The following is a 15586-nucleotide window of genomic DNA, read 5'->3' as shown; positions in this document are numbered from 1 at the left end:
ATCTTTTCGGAAAGCCGCTTCACACTTTTCCGGATCATGCTCTGATCGGAGCGCCATGACCGAACGTCTCAACGCATTCGCGGTCACGCTCGCCCAGCTCAATCCGACCATGGGCGACATCGACGGCAATGCCGCGAAAGCGCGCGCGGCGCGCGTGCGGGCAGCCGCCGACGGCGCCGATCTCGTGCTGTTTCCGGAATTGTTCATCGCCGGTTATCCGCCGGAAGATCTGGTGCAGAAGCCTGCTTTTCAGGCCGCCTGCCGCGCTGCGATCGAAGCGCTGGCGCGCGAGACCGCCGATGGCGGGCCGGCCATGCTGATCGGCACGCCATGGGTCGAGGAGGGCAGGCTCTACAATGCCTGCGCGCTGCTCGATGGCGGCCGTATTGCTGGCTTGCGCTTCAAATGCAATCTGCCGAATTACGGCGTGTTCGACGAGAAGCGGTTATTTTCGCGCGGCCCTGCGGCCGGTCCCGTCACCGTGCGCGGCGTGCGCATCGGTGTGCCGATCTGCGAGGATATCTGGCTGGAGGAGTCCGAGGACTACGAGAACGTGGTCGAGACGCTGGCCGAGACCGGCGCGGAGATCATCCTTGTGCCGAACGGATCTCCGTACGCCCGCAACAAGGCCGACGTGCGGTTGTCGGTCGCGGTCGCGCGCGTCACCGAGAGCGGCCTGCCGCTGGTCTATCTCAATCAGGTTTGCGGCCAGGACGAGCTGGTGTTCGACGGAGCTTCCTTCGCGCTCAACGGCGACCTTTCGCTCGCAGCGCAATTGCCGGCGTTCGCGGAGAGCATCACCACACTCCGCTTCACGAGAAGCGGCGACGATTGGCGTTGCACCGGTCCGATCGCCGCGCAGCCCGAGGGCGACCACGCCGACTACGCGGCCTGCGTGCTGGGTCTACGCGACTACGTCGCCAAGAATGGCTTTCCCGGGGTGCTGCTCGGCATTTCCGGAGGCATCGATTCCGCGCTGTGCGCAGCGATCGCGGTCGATGCGCTGGGTGCCGATCAGGTGCACGGCGTGATGCTGCCTTATCGCTACACTGCGGCACACTCGATTGCGGACGCCGGCGAGCTCGCCGGCCATCTCGGCATCCGCTACGAGGTGCTGCCGATCGCCGAAGCGGTGACCGGATTCGAGACCATCCTGTCCGGCGTCTTCAAGAATCTGCCGCCCGATGTCACCGAGGAAAATCTCCAGGCCCGCACCCGCGGCACGCTGCTGATGGCGATCTCCAACAAGACCGGCCTGATGGTGGTGACAACCGGCAACAAGTCGGAAATGTCGGTCGGCTATGCCACGCTCTACGGCGACATGAACGGCGGCTTCAATCCGATCAAGGACATCTACAAGACGCAGGTGTTTCGGCTGGCAAGCTTGCGCAACAGCTGGAAGCCGGATGGCGCGCTCGGGCCTGCGGGCGAGGTGATCCCGCCCGACATCATCACGCGCCCGCCGACCGCGGAGCTGCGCGAGAACCAGACCGACCAGGATTCGTTGCCGGCTTACGACGTGCTCGATGCCATCCTGGAGCGTCTCATCGAGCGCGAAGAGCCGCTCGACACGATCATCGCCGCTGGCTTCGACCGCGAGATGGTCACCCGCATCGATCATCTCCTCAACGTCGCCGAATACAAGCGCCGCCAGGCCGCGCCCGGCGTCAAGGTCACGGCCAGGAATTTCGGCCGCGACCGCCGCTATCCCATCACCAACCGCTTTCGCGACAAAGGCGAGCAGCTCGCCGCCCCGGATGAGACGCTGGTGTCGCGTGGGAGCAAAGCCTCGATCGACGCGTTCGAGGGGTGAGGCTGGCCGACGGTCGTGGGATGGACGGTGTCGTCACGTACGACGCTGTCATCATCCGCGAAGGCGGATGATCCAGTACGCCGCGGCGGACGTTGTCAAAACCCAACTGCCGCCGCGGAGTACTGGATGCCCGCCTTCGCGGGCATGACAGTTGAATTTGTGGCCGCCTACTTCTGCTGTTGCGGCAGGAAGCTTGGCCCGACCGAACGGATCGGCTTGTTCTCGGAGTTGGCAGGGGTGCCAGTTTCCATCGGCGGCGTTGCTGCCGGCGCGCCAGCCGTCGTCGTCGCCGGCGCTGCGCCCTTCTTCGCATTCGCGGGCGTGCCCTTGGTGAGCTGCCGCTGCTGCATCTTCTTGGCGCTCTCCTCGGTGACGATGATGTCACCCTGCTGCTCGGCCGAGGCCTTGTCGTCGGCCGATTTGAGCGCGTCCGCCCAGGTCTGGCCTGCGGCCTTGCAGGAGCAGGACGGGTTGAACTCGCTGCGGAATTTGAACGCGGTCGGCAGCGCCGTGTAGGGCTGGCCGCTGGTGGAGACCGCGGAGTTCATGTCCTCGCCGGGATTGCGATGGGTGTAGAGCACGGCTTCGGCGGCCGGGCACAGCGCCTTGCAGGTCTTCTCGTCGTCGGGGAAGCGCGCCGGCACGGTCGCAAACGAAACCGGGAAATACGCGCCGTCGCAGGTGCGCACGCACACGGTGCGATAGGTGCCTGATTGCGGGCCGAGATCGGACGGCGGCACGCCTTGCGGATTGTTGGGGTTGTTGCCGCCGAACAGATTGCTCAGGAAGTTGCCGCCGCCTTGCGACTGCGCGGCGTTGGCATATTGCGGGCCGCAATTGTTCTGGGCCAGCGCTGCCAGCACCGAGCGGCGCTGGTTGTCACGCTCGGGACTGAAGCCGCCGGGACCGCCGCCGCGCAGGCGTTCGAGATTGCCGGTGATCTGGTCCAGATTGGCGCGCATCTGTTGGATCTGGGTGTTGACCGGACCGCATTGCGCCGACTGGCCGCTGAACAACGAGAAGAAGCCGGAGGAATCGCAACCCATGCGCTTGGCCTGCATGGTGACGCGGTCGAGCTCGGCCTGCTGCTTGCTCTGGGATTCCTGATAGCGGCGGATCTGGTCTTCGCGCGCGGGATCACCGCCGCCGCCACGATCGAGACCGGCGAGCTGGCCTTCCAGGCGCGCACACATCGGGTTGGGTCCGAGCCCGTTCTGGCCGGGTTGAGGCGGCGGTCCCGGCGGTCCGGCCTGTGCGGAAGCACCATTGGCGAGCGCGACCGTGCTCAAGAGCACGGCGCAGGCAAGGATCGAGCGAGCACGGGATAGAGACAAAAATTCAGGCATATCCGCCATTCTAGCGAGGTCACGGCCACGCGTGATGTGGGGGGCCGAAGCGCGCCCTCCCATAGCCGCTTCCTGCGGCATCGTCACGTCGTTTCAGAGGCCAGCGATTGGGCCTAAGGTACGCCAGTTCCGAGCGAATTCAGCGCTGGCAGGTGATTGCGACATATTCATCGCAATGGCCATGGGAGCAGTTTGCGCCGGATTTGGGGACAGAGCCGGTAATTTCGTCGGGATCGACCCGGCGATAGGCCGAAGCCTGGGCAAAATCGCGTGACTGGCAGTAGGTGCGGGCGACCTGCGCGCCGCATTTGTCGCTTTTGGCCAGGCACTGATCGACGCCGTAGCCGTCCGCCTGGTTGGGGATGATGAAGACGCGGGTCTCGGCGAGAGCGCTGGAAACGAGGAGGGTGGAGGCGCAGGAAATGAGCGCGAGCAATGATCGCATGAAAACACCGGGGGCAAAAAATTAGGAACTGCCAGTTCCAGAATGGGCTCAAATGGTTAAGGATATGAACTATCTATGCGCTGCGGCTGCGCATTGCGGAGATAAAACGGCATTTCCGCGGCTCTCTTGACGCGGGGCAGCCTCATAGCCCATATGTTCCGTCATGAACGGTCTCCTCATCATTTGCGCCATTTGCCGCGAGATTACGAGCTAGCGATTCGCTGGCTGGAGCCGTCTTTTCTCAAAACCATTGAGAGCCTTGGACGCCCGGCCAACAGCCGACGGGTATCCTTATGGAATTGCGCCTCTACGATACGCTGAGCCGGGAAAAGCGCACCTTCGTGCCGCTCGATGCCAAGGACGTCCGCATGTATGTCTGCGGACCGACCGTCTATGACTTCGCCCATATCGGCAATGCCCGGCCGGTGATCGTGTTCGACGTGCTCTTCCGGCTGCTGCGCCATCTCTATGGCGCGGCCCACGTCAAATATGTCCGCAACATCACCGACGTCGACGACAAGATCAACGACCGCGCCGCGCGGGATTTCCCCGGCCTGCCGCTGAACGAGGCGATCCGGAAAGTCACCGAGCAGACCGGCGAGCAGTTTCACGCCGACGTCGATGCGCTCGGTGCGCTGCGGCCGAGCGTCGAGCCGCGGGCCACCGAGCATATCGGCGAGATGCGCGATATCATCGAGCGGCTGGTCGCCGGCGGCTTTGCCTATGTCGCCGAGGATCACGTGTTGTTCTCGCCGCAGGCGATGAACGCGGCCGATTCCGGGCTGCCGCGCTATGGCGCGCTGTCCAATCGTTCGCTGGACGAGATGGTTGCCGGCGCCCGCGTCGATGTCGCGCCGTACAAAAAGGGTAACACCGACTTCGTGCTGTGGAAGCCGTCCAAGCCCGGCGAGCCGTCATGGCCATCACCGGCCGGCATCGCCGCGCAGGGGCGCCCGGGCTGGCACGTCGAGTGCTCGGCGATGGCCTGGAAGCATCTCGGCGAGCACTTCGACATCCACGGTGGCGGCATCGATCTCGTGTTTCCGCATCACGAGAACGAGGTCGCGCAGACCTGCTGCGCCTTTCATCGGGAGCGCATGGCGAACTACTGGATGCACAACGGCTTCCTGCAGGTCGAGAGCGAGAAGATGTCGAAATCGCTCGGCAACTTCATCACCATCCATGAGCTGCTCACCGACTGGCCGGGCGAAGTGCTGCGCCTGAATATGCTCAAGACGCATTACCGCTCGCCGATCGACTGGACGATGAAGTCGCTGGAGGAGAGCGCGAAGACGCTCGACGACTGGTATCGAGTTGCGGCTGACATCGCGCCCAGCAAGCCCGCCCTGTCAGTGGTCGAGCCGCTGCTCGACGACCTCAACACGCCGCTCGCCATCGCGGCGCTGCATGGGTTGCGCGGCAGCGACGTTGGTGCCCTCGCGGGTTCGTTGCGTCTGCTCGGCTTTCTCTCCGAGAGTGCCGCGCAGTGGGAAGGACGCAAGCAGCAGGCGAGTGGCGTCGATGCCAAGGAAGTCGAGCGCCTGATCTCGGAGCGGACGGCGGCGCGTGAGCGCAAGGACTTTGCGGATTCCGATCGTATCCGCGATCTGCTTGCCGCGATGGGCGTCGCGATAAAGGACTCCAAGGAAGGCACGACCTGGGAGGTCGCACGATGAAGCGGCCCGACACGCCTTTTCCGCGGCACTGGTTCTATTACATCGCGCTGAAAATCCTGCTGCTCGGCGCCGCCGTGGCGCTGGCGCTGAAACTCTATGGGATGTGGTGAAGACGATGGCACAAGCACTCCCAAAGCCTGGCTTGCGGCCCTTCCTGCCGGAGGACGTGCCGGTTCTCGCCGCGATCTTCACGGCCAGCATCGAAGAGCTGACCGGCGAGGACTATAGCGAAGCGCAGCAGCAGGCCTGGATGGCCGCAGCCGAGGACGAAGAATTCGGCAAGGGGCTCGCCTCCGACCTGACGCTGATCGCAACGCTGGAGGGATCACCGGTGGGCTTTGCCTCGCTCCGCGGCAAGGATCATGTCCGCATGCTCTATGTGCATCCGGCCGTGGCCGGGCAGGGCCTGGCGACCATGCTGGTCGATGCGCTGGAAAAGCTTGCGGGCGGCCGCGGCGCCGACAAGCTGACGGTCGATGCCAGCGACAACGCGCAGGGCTTTTTTGCCAAGCGCGGCTATGTCGCCATGCAGCGCAACAGCATCACCGTCAACGACGAGTGGCTGGCCAACACCACCATGCAAAAGACGCTCGGCAGCGGCCCTGCGTCGGGAGCGCTGCAATGAGCAAGGAGCGTCTCTATCTGTTCGACACCACGCTGCGCGACGGCGCGCAGACCAATGGGGTCGACTTCACGCTGACCGACAAGCAAATCATCGCGGCGATGCTCGATGAACTCGGCATCGACTATGTCGAGGGCGGCTATCCCGGCGCCAATCCGACCGACACCGAGTTCTTCGGCACCAAGCCGAAGTTTTCGCATGCGCGCTTCACTGCGTTCGGCATGACGCGGCGGGCGGGGCGCTCGGTCTCCAACGATCCGGGCGTGGCCGGGCTGCTGGAAGCCAAAGCCGACGCGATTTGCTTCGTCGCAAAAGCTTCGGCTTACCAAGTGCGCGTCGCGCTGGAGACGACGAAGGAGGAGAACCTCGCCTCGATCCGCGACAGCGTCGCAGCAGCAAAGGCCGCCGGCCGCGAGGTGATGCTCGATTGCGAACATTTCTTCGACGGTTACAAGGAGGATTCCAGTTTCGCGCTCGCCTGCGCGAAAGCCGCCTATGAAGCCGGCGCGCGCTGGGTGGTGCTGTGCGACACCAACGGCGGCACCATGCCGAACGAGGTGGAGGCCATCGTCACTGAGGTGACCAAGCACATCCCCGGCGATCATCTCGGCATCCACGCCCATAACGATACCGAGCAGGCGGTGGCGAATTCGCTCGCCGCGGTACGCGCCGGGGTGCGGCAGATCCAGGGCACGCTGAACGGCCTCGGCGAGCGCTGCGGCAACGCCAATTTGTGCTCGCTGATCCCGACCTTGAAGCTGAAGGCCGAGTTTGCCGACGCCTTCGAGATCGGCGTCACGGCGGAGAAGCTCGCAACGCTGGTCAAGGTGTCGCGCACGCTCGATGACATGCTCAACCGCGTACCGAACCGGCATGCAGCCTATGTCGGCGAGAGCGCCTTCGTCACCAAGACCGGCATCCATGCCTCCGCCGTGCTGAAGGATCCGCAGACCTACGAGCATGTCTTGCCGGAGCTGGTCGGCAATCACCGCAAGGTGCTGGTGTCCGACCAGGCCGGCCGCTCCAACGTCATCGCCGAGCTCGACCGCGCCGGCATCGCTTATGAGAAGAGCGATCCGAAGCTGTCGCGGCTGGTCGAGGAGTTGAAGGAGCGCGAAGCCCAGGGCTACGCCTATGAATCCGCCAACGCCTCGTTCGAGCTGCTGGCGCGGCGCACGCTCGGCAAGGTGCCGCATTATTTCGAGGTGGAGCAGTTCGACGTCAATGTCGAGCAGCGCTACAATTCGCATGGCGAGCGCGTCACCGTGGCGCTGGCGGTGGTCAAGGTCGACGTTGCCGGCGAGCATCTGATTTCGGCGGCCGAAGGCAACGGTCCCGTCAACGCGCTCGACGTCGCGTTGCGCAAGGATCTCGGCAAGTACCAGAAATATATCGAAGGCCTGACGCTGATCGACTATCGCGTGCGTATCCTCAACGGCGGCACCGGCGCGGTCACGCGCGTCCTGATCGAGAGCGAGGACGAGAACGGCGACAGCTGGACCACGGTCGGGGTGTCCCCCAACATCATCGACGCCTCGTTTCAGGCATTGATGGATTCGGTGATCTACAAGCTGGTGAAGTCGGGCGCGCCGGCTTAGGACCCACAATGGCTGTCATACCCCGCGAAAGCGGGGTATCCAGTACACCGTGGCTTCTCCGTAGCTCTCTGGCGTCTCGGAATACTGGATCGCCCGGTCAAGCCGGGCGATGACAGCTGGGGGTGAGGAGGGACCAAGGCATGATCGATCACATCTCCGTCGGCGTCAGCGATCTCGAACGCTCGGCGACATTTTACGAAACAACGCTCGGGGCCCTCGGGCTCACGCGCGTCGTCGCGCGACCGCGGACGATCGGCTTTGGCAAGGCCTATCCCGAATTCTGGATCAATCTGCGCGAGGGCATGCCGCGCGTGCCGCCGGAGAGCGGCGTGCATATCTGCCTGCGGGCCAGGACGACCGCCGAGGTCGATGCATTTCACGCGGCAGCGCTGTCCGCCGGCGGCGCGTCCGACGGCGCGCCGGGTATCCGCCCGCACGATCGCGTGCGTTATTACGCAGCCTTCGTCGTCGACCCCGATGGCAACCGGATCGAGGCGGTGACGTTTCCTGCGGACTAAAGCTTGCGCGCCATTTCCGGGGCGAGCTGCTTTTCCGCGTCTTCGATCTGCGCCGCAGCCGATTTCAGCTTCGGCAAAATCTCTTCGATCCGATCGGCCTTGAGGATGTCGACCGAAAGCCCGGCGCGGATGAACTCGGTCTGGCGCATGTGCGACAGTAGCGAGAACAGCGGCTCCCAGAAATTGTCGATGTTGGCAAGCAGCACCGGCTTGGCGTGACGTCCCAGCTGCTTCCAGGTCAATTGCTCGACCAGCTCTTCCAGCGTGCCGACGCCGCCCGGGAGCGCCACGAAGGCGTCGGAGCGTTCGAACATCAAGCGCTTGCGCTCGTGCATGTCGGGGGTGACGATCATCTCCTGCACGCGCGTCAGCGCGTTTTCGCGCATCCGCAGGAAGTCGGGGATGATGCCGGTGACGGTGCCGCCGTGGTCGAGCACGGAGGTGGCAACCGAGCCCATCAGGCCGAGCGAGCCGCCGCCATAGACGAGGCGGATGTTGTTCTCGGCGAGCGCCTTGCCGAACGCCTTGGCGCCTTCGGTGAAACGGGGATTGGTTCCTGGGCCGGAGCCGCAATAGACACAGACGGTTTTGATCGTGCTCATTGGTGCCATGATGCATTGCAGCGGAGAGGCGTCAAGCCCAATCGGTGATTCGGGACTTCCGGAAATCTACCGGTAAACGGCGAAGAACAATCGAAGATTCGCCATCTGGCGGGGTGCATGGGCATCGGTAAGGCTCTATATGACAAGCGAAAATCCTTAATGGCAACGCAGCCCGCATCCGACGGGCTTTTCAGGCTTCTTGATGGACCAAGCTCAATTGCCCGCCGGCCCCAACGTTCCTGATCCCGCCGGGGGGCCGCTGGAGCGGGCCACGCTGATGGGCACGCTGGCGCACCTGTGGCCCTATATCTGGCCGGGCGACCGCTTCGACCTGAAGATGCGCGTGGTCTGGTCGATGGTGTTGCTGCTCGCCGCCAAGCTGATCACGCTCACGGTTCCTTTCAGTTTCAAATGGGCGACCGATGCGCTGACCGGCGCCAACACCGCGCCGGTGCAGGCCGACAATTGGCACCTCTGGGTGATCGCCTCGCCGCTGCTGCTGACCGCCAGCTACGGCGTGATGCGCATCCTGATGGCAGTGCTGACGCAATGGCGCGACGGCATTTTCGCGCGCGTTGCCATGCATGCGGTGCGCAAGCTCGCCACTATCACCTTCATCCACATGCACGAGCTGTCGCTGCGCTTCCACCTGGAGCGCAAGACCGGCGGCCTGACGCGCGTGCTCGAGCGCGGCCGCGAGGGCATCGAGGTCATCGTACGCATGGTGATCCTGCAGCTGATCCCGACCATCGTCGAGGTCTCGCTGCTGATGGCCGTGCTGCTGTGGCAGTTCGATTGGCGCTACGTGCTCGCGACCCTCGTCACTGTCGCGGTCTACATGTACTACACCTACATCGCGACCGAGTGGCGGATCGGCATCCGCCGCAAGATGAACGATGCCGACACCGAGGCGAACACCAAGGCGATCGACTCGCTGCTCAACTATGAGACCGTCAAATATTTCAGCGCCGAGGCCCGTGAGTCGCAGCGCTACGACCGATCGGTCGCGCGTTACGAGGAGTCGAGCGTCCAGGCTTACACTTCGCTGGCCGTGCTCAACACCGGGCAAGCCGTGATCTTCACGCTGGGGCTGACCGCGACCATGCTGATGTGCGCGATCGGCGTGCGCAACGGCACCAACACCGTCGGCGATTTCGTGCTGGTCAACGCCATGATGATCCAGCTTTACCAGCCCTTGAACTTCATGGGCATGGTCTATCGCGAGATCAAGCAGGCGATCATCGATATCGAGAAGATGTTCAACGTGCTGGGGCGCGAGGCCGAGATCAAGGATGCGCCGGGCGCGAAGCCGCTGGCGGTCTCCGCGGGCAATGTGCGTTTCGAGGACGTGCGCTTTGCCTATGAGCCGTCCCGTCCGATCCTCAAGGGCATCAGCTTCGAGGTGCCGGCCGGCAAGACGGTCGCGATCGTCGGCCCATCCGGTGCGGGCAAGTCGACCATCTCGCGGCTTTTGTTTCGGCTCTACGACATCTCCGGCGGCAAGATCCTGATCGACGGCCAGGATATTCGCGAAGTCACGCAGGCGAGCTTGCGCGCGTCCATCGGTATGGTGCCGCAGGACACGGTGCTGTTCAACGACACCATCCGCTACAACATCCGCTACGGCCGTTGGGACGCCAGCGATGCCGAGGTCGAGCAGGCAGCGCAGCTGGCGCAGATCGATCGTTTCATCCGCATGGCGCCGAAAGGCTACGAGACCCAGGTCGGCGAGCGTGGCCTGAAACTGTCCGGTGGCGAAAAACAACGAGTCGCGATCGCGCGCACCGTGTTGAAGGCGCCGCCGATCCTGGTGCTGGACGAGGCGACTTCCGCGCTGGACACCCACACCGAGCACGAGATCCAGGGCGCGCTCGAGCGCGTGGCGAAGAACCGCACCTCGCTGGTGATCGCCCATCGGCTCTCGACCATCGTCGGCGCCGACGAGATCATCGTGCTGGACCAGGGCCGCATCGCCGAGCGCGGCACCCACGCAAAACTGCTCGCGGAGGGGGGCCTTTACGCCAGCATGTGGAACAGGCAGCGCGAGGCCGAGGCGGCGCGCGAGAAACTGGCCAGGATGGCCGATTCCGGCGAGGCGCCCAACCGGGAGCCGCCGCCGGTTGCCGATGTCCTGACGGCGCCTGCGGCGGCGGAGTGACCTTGTCTCCGGTCCCAACTCTGGCCTAAACAACACCACCGCGCGGGACGACCTGCGCCATCAACCCTGAGCGGCAGATAACGATGTCCATTCTCGATTCGATCCAGCGTCAGATCCCGCCGATCCACAAGGAGGGTTATCCCTTCATCGGAGGCTTTGCGCTGGCAAGCCTGATCCTGTTCTGGCTTTGGTCGCCGTTGGGGTGGATCGGCACCATCCTGACCGTGTGGTGCGCGCTGTTCTTCCGCGATCCGGTGCGCGTGACCCCGGTGCGCGAGGGGCTCGTGGTGTCGCCAGCCGACGGCCGCGTCTCGATGGTCACCATGGCGCTGCCGCCCGCCGAACTCGGGCTCGGCGATCGGCCGCTGCCGCGCATCTCGGTGTTCATGAGCGTGTTCAACTGCCATGTGAACCGCAGCCCGATCGCAGGCCGGGTGGACCGTATCGCCTACCGGCCCGGCCTCTTCATCAATGCCGAGCTGGACAAGGCGAGCGAGGACAATGAGCGCAACTCGCTGGCGATCACGACGCCGACGGCGCGGATCGGCGTGGTCCAGATCGCAGGGCTCGTCGCCAAGCGCATCGTCTGCTTCGTCAAAGAGGGGCAGGCAATCGGCGCCGGTGAGCGCTTCGGTCTGATCCGCTTCGGCTCGCGGCTCGACGTCTATTTGCCGCTGGGCACCAGGGCGTTGGTCTCGGAAGGGCAGACCGCGATCGCCGGCGAGACGATTCTGGCCGATCTCGCCGGAGACGACCCGAGCCGCGCCTACCGCTCCAATTAACCAATAAGTCGGCCCGAGGGGTCTTCCGCCGCAATGGCGGAGGGGAACGCGGCTTGCTATATCTCGCCCCAAGGTGAGGACGAGCCATGACGCCCTATGACTTCAAAGATCCTGACGTGCGCCGCCGGCGGTTCCGCCCGATCCCGGTGCGCATGCTGGTGCCCAACGTCATCACGCTGCTGGCGATCTGCGCCGGCCTGACCTCGATCCGGCTCTCGATCGAAGGGCGGATGTCGCTCGCTGTCTACGCCATCGTATTCGCGGCGGCGCTCGACGGCATCGACGGCCGCATCGCGCGCATGATCAAGGGGCAGTCCAAGTTCGGCGCCGAGCTCGACAGCCTCGCCGACTTCGTCAATTTCGGCGTGGCGCCCGGCCTGATGCTGTATTTCTGGCAGCTGCACGAGCTCGGCAATGCCGGCTGGATCGCCGCCATGGTGTTTGCGATCTCCGGTGGCCTCCGCCTGGCGCGCTTCAATGCCACCATGGACGATCCCAACAAGCCGGCCTTCGCCGCCAATTTCTTCACCGGCGTGCCGGCGCCGGCGGGCGCGATCACGGTGCTGCTGCCGATCTATGTCGCGTTCCTCGATCTCGGCCGGCTGCCTGCGGCGGTGACGGCTGCGTATACGCTGCTGATCGCCTTCCTGATGGTGTCGCGCCTGCCGGTGTTCTCAGGCAAGACCAAGCGCATGCGCGTGCCGCCCGAACTGGTGCTGCCTGCGTTCGTCGCGGTGATCGTCTTCATCGCGCTGCTGATCGCCTATCCCTGGCACGTGCTGTCGATCGGCACGGTGCTGTATCTGCTCGCATTGCCGCTCGGCTACAAATCCTATCGCGACCAGGCGCGCACGATGGAAGCCACGGCGCCGGCGGGAGGCGAGGTCTCGTCGCCGCCGTCGGCACCGACGCTGACAAACCTGTCGGAGCCGCCGCGGGACGATGACCGGCCCGACCGGCTGCACTGAACGGCAAGGCCCTGAGCGGCAAAACCCCGAGCAGCGAGACTTGGATATCTGCCATGAGGCGCCCTGAGTTGGGTTGAGGCCCGATCTCGGCTATATCGCCTGATGACGGCGGCACCGCGCCAACAGCGGCCGCCAATCTGGGAGAGAACGCCGTGACGAATAACGCGACCGGGCCGCTGCCTGCTTCCGTCCTCGAAGCGCTGGGCCGCTACGACACCCCGACGATCTGCAATGCCATGGAGATCGTGGCGCCCGAGCGCCGGCTGATCGGCTACACCACCAAGCCGCTGGTCTGCCCATTTCCCGATCTGCCGCCGATCGTCGGCTATGCCCGCACGGTCGCGATCCGCTCGGTGCTGAAAAATTCTCTACCGCCGGAAGAGCAGTCCAAGCGCCGCATCGACTATTACGAATATGTCGGTACAGGCCACGGTCCGCGCATCTCGGTGATCCAGGACATCGACGGTCCCGACGTCGGCTACGGAGCGTTCTGGGGCGAGGTGCAGAGCAACGTGCACAAGGCGCTCGGCTGCCTCGGCGTCATCACCGACGGTTCGATCCGCGACATCCCGCAATGGGCACCGGGTTTCCAGGCGCTGGCCGGCTCGATCGGCCCGTCGCATGCATGGGTGCATGCCGAGAGCTTTGGCGGCGAGGTGCGCGTCGCCGGCATGACCGTGAAGTCGGACGATTTGATCCACGCCGATCTGCACGGCGCCATCGTGATTCCGCACGATATCGCCGCAAAGCTGCCTGAGGCTGCCGAGCTCTGCGGCCGCCGCGAGACGCCGATCCTCGAGATCGCCCGCAGCCCGGACTTCTCGCTGGAGAAGTTGAAGGCTGCGCTGAAGCGCTCTGCGGAGATCCACTAACGGCCGGACCGGAACGATCTACGGCTGCGACGCTGCTCGCAGGCTGCTCTGTTCCGTCAGGAATAGGGCGGCCTGATCCGGCTCGCCGAGCACCGCGGCAGCGCATCCGAAGACTTCGCGCGCGCGGCCTTGAGTGATCGGTGCGCGCGCCGCCGTATGGTTAGCAAATTGTTGAAATCAGTGTCGGCGGTCGGCAAAAGCCGGCGCCTTTCAGCGCGCTGCGGCCGCCCGGCGCGCCGGCTCGACTTAACCTTTACGCGTCTTTAATCGCGGCTCACTAGGGTTTCCGATGCGGTTCGGGGTTGGGCCGCGCCATCGGCCAGGACGGCCGTTGTTGCGTTCGCGTTGGAGTCTCCCATGGATATCATGACGAGCATCGGGCTCGTGGCGGGCATTGTCGTCATCGCGACGATGATGCTGCTGGGCGGCGATCTCCACATGTTCATTTCCGAGCATGCGATGATCATCATCTTCGGCGGCTCGACGGCTGCAACCATGATCCGCTTTCCGCTCTCGACGCTGATCCACGGCCTGCCGCTCGGCGCCAAGTTTGCCTTCACGATGAGCCGTCTGTCGGCGCATGATCTGGTCGACGAACTCGCCCGCATCGCCGAGATCGCCCGCAAGCAGGGGCCGGTGGGTTTGGAAAAGGTCGAGACCGACGAGCCGTTCCTCGCCAAGGGCATTCGCTACGTCGCCGACGGCTACGACCTCGATTTCATTCGCGACAATCTCGAGCGCGACCGCGACAATTTCCTGATGCATCTGGACGAAGGCAGCAAGATCTACCGCGCCATCGGCGACTGCGCCCCGGCCTTCGGCATGGTCGGCACGCTGATCGGCATGGTGCAGATGTTCGCCAACATGACCGACCCGTCAAAGCTCGGCCCGTTCATGGCGACCGCGCTGCTCGCGACTCTCTACGGCGCGCTGGTCGCCAACCTGTTCTGTATCCCGATCGCCGACAAGCTGCACGGCAAGCTCCTGGACGAAGAGACCAACCGCACATTGATCATCGACGGCATCCTGATGATCCGCGACTCCAAGAGCCCGACGCTGGTCCGCGAAATGCTGCTGGCCTATCTGCCCGAGAAGCACCGCCACGCCGAAGGCGAGCCGGTGCCGGCCTGAGGCCGCGCGTCGGGATTTGAGACATGGCCAAGAAGAAGCGCGGCGATTCACACGGAGGCGGTCACGGCTGGTTCGTGACCTTCGCCGACCTGATGGGCCTGATGATGAGCTTCTTCGTGATGCTTGTCGCGTTCTCGACCCAGGATGCCAACAAGCTGAAGGTCGTCGCAGGCTCCATGCGCGACGCCTTCGGTGTTCAGACCGAAGCGCGCTATTCCGGCATTGTCGAGTCTGACGGCCTGCCGACCCGCCCACGGCTGAAGAACGTCGATCACATTCAGCCGGAGGATTCCTCCAACACGCCGACGCCGGACCAGGAGGATCGTGACCGCACCTCGGGCGCGAAGATCAAGGTCGACCGGAATTTTGCACTGGCTGCGGCCTCGCTGCGCCAGGCGTTGCAGGACATGCCGGAACTGACCGAGATGTCCAAGCACATCATGTTCGAGGAGACCAAGCAGGGGCTCAACCTCGAGATCGTGGACCAGGACGGCCGCTCGATGTTCGCCGACGGTTCCAAAGTGCCCTATGACCGCACCCGCCGCCTGATCGAAAAGCTCGCTGTCCCGCTCAAGGCGACGCCGCTGCGCGTCTCCATCGCGGGCCACACCGCGGCTGGATTCGTGCCGACCCGCAGCGACTACGGCGCCTTCGACCTGTCGGCCGACCGCGCCAATGCCGTGCGTCAGATCCTCGAACGTGAGGGCCTGCCGGCCGCCCATGTCTTTGCCGTCGCCGGCAAGGCGGATACCCAGCCGCTGTTTCCGGACGATCCCTCGCTCGCGGCCAACCGGCGGGTGACCATCACCCTGATGCGCGAAGATCCGCCGCTGCCGCCGAATCTGAAGCCGTAGGGCGCATTGGAGGGAAGCGGACCCTGTTTCGCGCGGAGAAAGCGCGACAAAACAAGGATATAGAGCCAATCCCCCTTCATTAGGGAACGGAAAGGCTCAGGGCTCTTGTACCACCATCTCACCTGAGGCATGTCGTCGCGTGGGCAACGACCGTTGCTGCGCCGTCACAGCATCCGCCCCGGCGCCTGCTATGGTGATGTG

At 64.5% G+C, this 15586-nt stretch carries 14 protein-coding genes; 11 read left to right on the top strand and 3 right to left on the bottom strand.

Translation table 11 applies throughout. The annotated features are described in order from the left end of the window. The first annotated feature begins 55 nt into the window (after positions 1 to 55). Positions 56 to 1813 carry an NAD+ synthase gene (locus AC0L21_RS02660; protein WP_473257726.1) on the top strand — a complete coding sequence of 586 codons (1758 nt, stop codon included), beginning with the start codon at positions 56 to 58 and terminating at the stop codon, positions 1811 to 1813. Positions 1814 to 1980: 167 nt separating this feature from the next. Here the strand turns inward: AC0L21_RS02660 and AC0L21_RS02655 are convergent, their stop codons facing one another. Both AC0L21_RS02655 and AC0L21_RS02650 read right to left on the bottom strand, forming a co-directional pair. Continuing rightward, positions 1981 to 3168 carry a DUF2865 domain-containing protein gene (locus AC0L21_RS02655; protein ID WP_473257724.1) on the bottom strand — a complete coding sequence of 396 codons (1188 nt, stop codon included), beginning with the start codon at positions 3166 to 3168 and terminating at the stop codon, positions 1981 to 1983. A 130-nt stretch (positions 3169 to 3298) separates the two neighbouring features. Further along, positions 3299 to 3604 (bottom strand): hypothetical protein, encoded by a 306-nt coding sequence (locus tag AC0L21_RS02650; protein ID WP_473257722.1) that lies wholly within the window; start codon positions 3602 to 3604, stop codon positions 3299 to 3301. Positions 3605 to 3897: 293 nt separating this feature from the next. Between AC0L21_RS02650 and cysS the strand changes: the two genes are divergently transcribed. From cysS to AC0L21_RS02630, 4 genes are all read left to right on the top strand, one after another. After that, complete coding sequence (cysS, locus tag AC0L21_RS02645; RefSeq protein WP_473257720.1) at positions 3898 to 5280, top strand: cysteine--tRNA ligase; 1383 nt, start codon at positions 3898 to 3900, stop codon at positions 5278 to 5280. Positions 5281 to 5395: 115 nt separating this feature from the next. Then, positions 5396 to 5905 carry a GNAT family N-acetyltransferase gene (locus tag AC0L21_RS02640; RefSeq protein ID WP_473257718.1) on the top strand — a complete coding sequence of 170 codons (510 nt, stop codon included), beginning with the start codon at positions 5396 to 5398 and terminating at the stop codon, positions 5903 to 5905. Next, complete coding sequence (gene cimA, locus AC0L21_RS02635; RefSeq protein WP_473257715.1) at positions 5902 to 7500, top strand: citramalate synthase; 1599 nt, start codon at positions 5902 to 5904, stop codon at positions 7498 to 7500. Before AC0L21_RS02640 ends, cimA begins: the two co-directional genes overlap by 4 nt. A gap of 140 nt (positions 7501 to 7640) precedes the next feature. Beyond that, positions 7641 to 8018, top strand: coding sequence for a VOC family protein (locus AC0L21_RS02630; protein WP_473257713.1), 378 nt, complete (start codon positions 7641 to 7643; stop codon positions 8016 to 8018). Here AC0L21_RS02630 and AC0L21_RS02625 read toward each other — a convergent pair. Then, positions 8015 to 8620, bottom strand: coding sequence for an LOG family protein (locus AC0L21_RS02625; RefSeq protein WP_018459347.1), 606 nt, complete (start codon positions 8618 to 8620; stop codon positions 8015 to 8017). The two genes, AC0L21_RS02630 and AC0L21_RS02625, sit on opposite strands and share 4 nt — an antisense overlap. Before the next feature lie 202 nt (positions 8621 to 8822). Between AC0L21_RS02625 and AC0L21_RS02620 the strand changes: the two genes are divergently transcribed. From AC0L21_RS02620 to AC0L21_RS02595, 6 genes are all read left to right on the top strand, one after another. Then, a complete protein-coding gene (locus tag AC0L21_RS02620; protein WP_473257710.1) occupies positions 8823 to 10778 on the top strand; it encodes an ABCB family ABC transporter ATP-binding protein/permease in 1956 nt (651 codons plus the stop codon). 77 nt (positions 10779 to 10855) lie between these two features. Then, positions 10856 to 11560: a phosphatidylserine decarboxylase gene (locus tag AC0L21_RS02615; RefSeq protein ID WP_473258371.1), complete on the top strand. Its 705-nt coding sequence runs from the start codon at positions 10856 to 10858 to the stop codon at positions 11558 to 11560. A gap of 86 nt (positions 11561 to 11646) precedes the next feature. After that, a complete protein-coding gene (locus AC0L21_RS02610; protein WP_473257705.1) occupies positions 11647 to 12528 on the top strand; it encodes a CDP-alcohol phosphatidyltransferase family protein in 882 nt (293 codons plus the stop codon). Positions 12529 to 12680: 152 nt separating this feature from the next. Next, positions 12681 to 13400, top strand: coding sequence for an RraA family protein (locus AC0L21_RS02605; RefSeq protein ID WP_473257703.1), 720 nt, complete (start codon positions 12681 to 12683; stop codon positions 13398 to 13400). 357 nt (positions 13401 to 13757) lie between these two features. Beyond that, complete coding sequence (locus AC0L21_RS02600; protein ID WP_007592499.1) at positions 13758 to 14531, top strand: motility protein A; 774 nt, start codon at positions 13758 to 13760, stop codon at positions 14529 to 14531. A gap of 23 nt (positions 14532 to 14554) precedes the next feature. Next, positions 14555 to 15385 (top strand): OmpA/MotB family protein, encoded by an 831-nt coding sequence (locus tag AC0L21_RS02595; RefSeq protein WP_007592497.1) that lies wholly within the window; start codon positions 14555 to 14557, stop codon positions 15383 to 15385. Positions 15386 to 15586: the final 201 nt, after the last annotated feature.

The sequence above is a fragment of the Bradyrhizobium sp. WSM4873 genome (assembly GCF_055811355.1).
This window is presented reverse-complemented; position numbering and strand designations above follow the sequence as displayed.